General features: G+C 70.5%; 7 protein-coding genes. 4 read left to right on the top strand and 3 right to left on the bottom strand.

Annotated features, from left to right (window positions below; all coding sequences use genetic code 11):
* On the bottom strand, positions 1–1065 hold a 1065-nt coding region (locus E1285_RS43045), incomplete at its 3' end, for a glycosyltransferase (protein WP_165967013.1).
* A 3-nt stretch (positions 1066–1068) separates the two neighbouring features.
* On the bottom strand, positions 1069–1656 hold the full coding sequence (locus E1285_RS43040) for a TetR/AcrR family transcriptional regulator (RefSeq protein ID WP_165967012.1): 588 nt from the start codon (positions 1654–1656) through the stop codon (positions 1069–1071).
* 70 nt (positions 1657–1726) lie between these two features.
* Between E1285_RS43040 and E1285_RS43035 the strand changes: the two genes are divergently transcribed.
* The 3 genes from E1285_RS43035 to E1285_RS43025 all read left to right on the top strand — a co-directional run bounded on the left by E1285_RS43035 (position 1727) and on the right by E1285_RS43025 (position 3685).
* The gene (locus tag E1285_RS43035) at positions 1727–2398 is read left to right on the top strand and encodes a hypothetical protein (RefSeq protein WP_165967011.1); all 672 of its coding nucleotides are present in this window, start codon (positions 1727–1729) and stop codon (positions 2396–2398) included.
* 25 nt (positions 2399–2423) lie between these two features.
* Positions 2424–3008 carry a hypothetical protein gene (locus E1285_RS43030; protein ID WP_132160680.1) on the top strand — a complete coding sequence of 195 codons (585 nt, stop codon included), beginning with the start codon at positions 2424–2426 and terminating at the stop codon, positions 3006–3008.
* Positions 3009–3253: 245 nt separating this feature from the next.
* A complete protein-coding gene (locus tag E1285_RS43025; RefSeq protein WP_132160679.1) occupies positions 3254–3685 on the top strand; it encodes an MscL family protein in 432 nt (143 codons plus the stop codon).
* 107 nt (positions 3686–3792) lie between these two features.
* Here the strand turns inward: E1285_RS43025 and E1285_RS43020 are convergent, their stop codons facing one another.
* The gene (locus tag E1285_RS43020) at positions 3793–4824 is read right to left on the bottom strand and encodes a D-alanyl-D-alanine carboxypeptidase family protein (RefSeq protein ID WP_132160678.1); all 1032 of its coding nucleotides are present in this window, start codon (positions 4822–4824) and stop codon (positions 3793–3795) included.
* Positions 4825–5024: 200 nt separating this feature from the next.
* Here E1285_RS43020 and E1285_RS43015 point away from each other — a divergent pair.
* Positions 5025–5235 (top strand): hypothetical protein (locus E1285_RS43015; protein WP_207947246.1); only part of this gene is annotated, 211 nt, incomplete at its 3' end.

Genomic DNA, 5235 nt, shown 5'->3' with positions numbered 1-5235 from the left:
CCCCTCTCCTTGACGATCACCACCCCCTGACACCGCCCGCGTCCATGGCGGGAGCCGGCCCCCGAATGGCACGTCTCCCACCCGGCGGCCGACCCGCCCGGCCGCCCACGGTCGAGTTCGCCGCCCACGGTCGAGTTCGCCGCCCACGGTCGAGTTCGCCGCCCACGGTCGAGTTCGCCGCCCGCGGTCGTGTTCTCCGCCCGCGGTCGTGTTCTCCGCCCGCGATCTCCTGACCCCAAGGACGGCGTGGTGCGGCACGAACGGAGCCATCGACACCCCGGGCCGGTCGGGCATGGGGTCGACGGCGAACGGGCCGGTGGTGATCAGCACGCGGTGCCGGCCGTCCGCCAAGGCGTCCCGGGTCCGCCGGATGCGGCTGCTCTGGTCCCAGGCCTGCCCTGTGGAAAAGCTCGCGACCACGAGCGGGCGGTGGTCACCGGCCGCCCACGGCGACGTCCACCGCGGCTCCCGGGGCGGCTCGAACACCGGTCCCATGAACGCGAACGCGTCCGGAAGGCCGCCGTTGCACGGGTCGAGGTCCGGGACGCTGGTGACGAGCGCGGTGAAGGGCCGCCACGCATCCCACAACGCGGACAACGGTGTGAGGCCGGCGCGGGCCCGCACCGCGTTGACCCGCGGCAGAACGAGCTGATCGAGACCTCCGCCTGGTGGCGCGAGGGCGCCGGGGGCGCTGTGTACCAGAGCCACGGCCGGGACTCCGGTGGTTTCCGCCGCGGCCAGCGCGGCGAACATCAGGCAGTCGATCACCAGCAGGTCGTAGCGCTTCCCGGCGACGAGGCCGGGGATGTCCTCCAGGTGCGCCGGGCACGCCCAGACCGCGTCGACCAGCACCGGCATCCAGTCCTCCGGCGGTGTCGCGGGCCAGGCGTGCTGGGCACGCGGCAAGGCCCGGAACTCGAACCCGAGCGATTCGAACCGGTCCCGCTGCTCGGGGTACCCGGCGACGGTGACGTCGTGGCCGCGGGCCGCCAGCGCGGCCGCGAGACCGAACACCGGCGTCTGATTGCCCGCTCCGCCCCACGAGACGAACAGGAAACGAGCCATAGGTCATTCCACCTCCAGGATCGAGCTGATCATCATGCGCATGATCACCTCGGCCTCCTCGCGGGGCCGCCGCATGTCCCGGCGGAGCAGTTTCCACGTGTAGACGTCGCAGGCGCAGACCAGCGCATCGATCACCTGGTCCCGCCGGGCGCCGGTGAACCGCGCCAGCTGCGGAGCCAGCACCGTCTCGACGCGTTCCCGGTGCCGCTCGCGGCCGATCCGGACGACCGGCGCCACCGCGCGGTCGTGCTCGTCGGCCAAGTTGGCGATCACCACGTCGCCGAACTCCTCGTAGTGGTCGAACCAGGTACGCACCGCCGCGACGACGTCACCGGGCTCGGCCTGTTCGAAGGTCAGCCGCATCTCGGTGATCACCTCGTCCAGCGCGACCTGGAACAGCCGTGCCTTGGACCCGAAGACCCGCAGCACCGTCTGCACCGTCACCCCCGCCTGCGCCGCGATGTCGTCGAGCCGGATGTCCGACCGCAACCGCCCTTTCAGCTGCGTCACCGCCGCCGCCAGGATCGCCCGCCGGGTGCGCTCGGCCCGCTCCGCGCGGACTCCCATCGTGTAGGGCCTCGACGAATTCATGTTAATCAGATTAACGTGAAAGTCGCACGTGTGCCAGGCACAACGAGACAGGATCAGAAGGAAGGCGGCCATGACCCATCCCCCTCCCACCCAGCCGGCCATGCCGTTCAGTGGCCTGGTTCTGGCGCTCGGCATCACCGCGCTCCTGATCGGCACGCTGATCTCGACGCTGTCCCCCAACGGCCGGACGCCCGGACTCGTCATCACCGGGATCGGCGCCGTGCTCACCGTGCCCAGCTATCTGCTCCTGCGCCGGGCCTGGTACCGGACGGTCTACCGGGTGACGAATCGCTGGTCGCCGCGCCTGCTCCTCGCGGCCGTCGGCGTGACCGCCGCCATCGTCGCCGGGGCGTTCCTGATCACCATCGTCCTGGACGAGGTCCTGGGCGTGCGGGTGCCGGCGGCCCTGCTGTTCGTGCCCGGCGGACTGCTGGTCATGCGGTACTACATGGAGATGCGCACGGCCCTCCAGATCAATGCCCTGGGCGTCAAGCTCGGCGGCGTTCCGACGCCGTGGGCATCGGTCGACCGGCTCGTCCTCAGCGGGGACGCCGCCGCCGTCACGGTCGAGGTACGCCGCCGCGCCGACGCGCCCGCACAGGACCCCGGGCCGGTCCCGGTGACGATACCGGCCCACAAAATGCCCCCCGCCGACCTGGTGACCGCGATACGGCGGTTCGGCCCCGCCGCCGTCCAGGTCATCCGGAGGCAGGGCACCACCGAGCAGCGGCTGTCCCCCTGACCCATGCCTTCGCCGAAGTGATCACATGCTGAACGTTCCCGGTCGACCGGCCCCCGCGCGACCGTCCGCCCTGTGGTACCTGACCGGGGTACAGCCGCTGGTCATCGGCATCGCCGCGTCCATCGTGATCGGCGGCATGACCGGGATCGCCCCGGAGCCGGTGGAGACGTTCCGCACCGGTGAGCGCGCCGAGGTCGAGCTGGCCGAGGAGGGCTTGACGGTCCTTCTCGGCAAGGGATGGACCGCAGGCGTCAGCGTTCGCTGCTCGATACACGACGCGGACGGCGAACCAGTCCCGTTGACCTACGGCACCACCCAGCAGGAAGTCACCTCCCGGGGGACGGAGTGGCATCCCGCTTATGAGACCTCGGACCCGCAGCCCCCCGGCCGGTACACCGTGCTGTGCGACGCCGGCGGCAACGGCGTCGAGGTCGCCGTGGCGCCCATCCAGGAACGTAGCCAGCGAGCACTCTTCGACACGCTCCAGTACCTCGCGGCCTTGGCCGGACTCGCGCTCTTCCTGATCGTGACGATGATCGTCCTGGTGCTACGGGGCCTGAGCAGGAAACGCGGCCGCGCCGCCGCGGCCGACGTCGGCCAGGCCTGGTAGGACGACGACGCGACGGCAGGCCCCGGCACTGATCGCCGAAGCGAAATCATCGCGTCGCCGTCGCGCGCCCCTGCAGCGCCGAACCTCGCGGCACCGCGGGGTTCCACGTCCACCGGCCGTGTATCCGCACGTCAGGGAGCGTTTGAGCTCGACTTGGCGTGGCGGCGACGGATTCATTACGATCCGTAGCCGTTCCTGCGCACCCGTCCAGCGGCAAGGCGCACCCCCGACACTCCGGAGCCGGCATGAGTGGTTTCAAGAAGTTCCTCATCCGCGGAAATCTCGTCGAACTCGCGGTCGCGTTCGTGGTCGGCGCCGCGTTCGCGAGCCTCGTCAAGGACTTCGCGACCTCGTTCATCACGCCGCTGATCGCGCTCATCGGCGGCGAGCCCGACTACACGGACCTGGTCCTGACCATCAACGGCACCAAGTTCCCGTACGGCGTGTTCGTGACCTCGGCGATCGCGTTCCTCATCACGGCGGCGATCGTCTACTTCCTGGTCGTGCTGCCGACGACCAAGCTGATCGAGCGGATGGACCGGGGCCAGGAGGCCACCGAGCGCGAATGCCCGCAATGCCTCAGCGACATCCCGCTCAAGGCCCGCCGCTGCCGCTACTGCACCGCCGAGGTCGTCCCGGCCACGGAGACCCCCACCGTCGAGACCCCGATGCGGTGAACGGAGCGCACCCGGGGCGGCCCCGGCCCGCGAGCGGACCGCCTCCCAGTCCCCGGCGCGGTCGGGGCTACTCCGGCGCGGTCGGGGCTACTCCGGCGCGGTCGGGGCTACTCCGCCTCGGTACCGAACTCCCAGTGCCAGGGCTCGAACGGGTTGCTGTAGGCCCACGCAGGGTGGAACCAGCCGTACTTCTCGGCGTTGGCCTCCAGCCAGTTGAACTGGACGGAACCCGAGGTCTGCACACCGCCGCACAGGTCGAGGGCCTGCCCCTTGCCGTGGTTGCTCGTCCCGGGGACGGCCGCGAAACCGGGTCTGCTCGCGTAGACCGAGTGCTGCTCCGACAGGCTCCGGTACGCGTCGGTGACGCACATGGCGCGGCCGAACCGGCGCTTGTACGCGGAGTTCAGCTTGTAGAAACCGAGCGCCGCGTCCGCCCGCAGCTTGTGCCCCTTCTGCGGCAGCGCGCAGAGGTACTTCGCCGGGATGAGCCCGTTGGGGAACTCCTTGGCCTCACCGGCAAGGCTCTCGTCGCATTTGAGCTGCAGCCGCCTCAGCTTGCTCACCGCCAGCTTGTCGAGCATCGTGTTGAGCTGCTTGGTGAGCTGCGCCGACTTGTCCTTCAGCCCGTCCACGTCCTGCTGGAGGCGGGTCTGCTCGACCGCGTTGCGCGACTGCAGCTCCTGCGCGGTCGCGGCGAGCCGCTCCCGCCGTCCCTGCAGATCGTCGGCACGGTCCACGAGCGCCTGCTGCGACTTGGCCATGAGCGTCACGTCCGCCGTCGAACGCAACGCCTCGCGCGGATCGCCACCACCGAAGATCGACATGGCCCCGACGGCACCGCTCGACTGGTACGAGGTGTTCGCCAGCATGGCCAGGGGTTCGCGGATCTTGTTCAACTCGGCCTCCGCCACGGCGAGGTCCTTCAGCGTGCTGCGCAGCTTGACCTGCGAGGCGGCCAGGTCCTTCTCGCGGCCCTTCATCTGCTTCGTGGCCTTCTCGAGCTCGTCACGAGCCTTCGTCGCCTCGTCGCGCAGCGACTCCAGCGGGTCGCGCTGGGCCGCGCCGGCGACGCCATGCGGTGAGAGCATCGTCATCACCAGGAAGACCGCGGTCAGCGCAGCCGACCGGGGGTTCGGCACGGTGGTTTTCCTCCTGATGCGCAAATGCGGAACAGCGGCAGAACGGTACTACAAGTTCTACGATGACCTGTGCGTAATGGGTTCAGCGACCACGGCGACCATCGCGATCACCAGGCCCGTCACCGTCACCGTGCCGTTCGCACCAGCGGCGCATCCACCAGACGTCCTGCCACCCCGGCGGGCACGGTCTCTTCGTCCGGGTGGGCGTCGGCGACGGCGCCGGCTTGGTCCTGCGCGGCGTGGTCTCCGGAACGGGCGCCCTCCTCGGGGGCGCCTTCGTCCCCGCCTGCGGCCCCGGCTCGGGCAGCACGTACTTCCCGTACGTCGGCTCTCCCGCTGGGGTCGTGGCGGGTGCCGCCTTCCGCACGGGGTCGACGCCCGTCCCCGGCCCGTTGTCGGACGAGTCCCCGC

This window comes from Actinomadura sp. 7K507, assembly GCF_004348425.1.
Taxonomy (GTDB): domain Bacteria; phylum Actinomycetota; class Actinomycetes; order Streptosporangiales; family Streptosporangiaceae; genus Spirillospora.
This window is presented reverse-complemented; position numbering and strand designations above follow the sequence as displayed.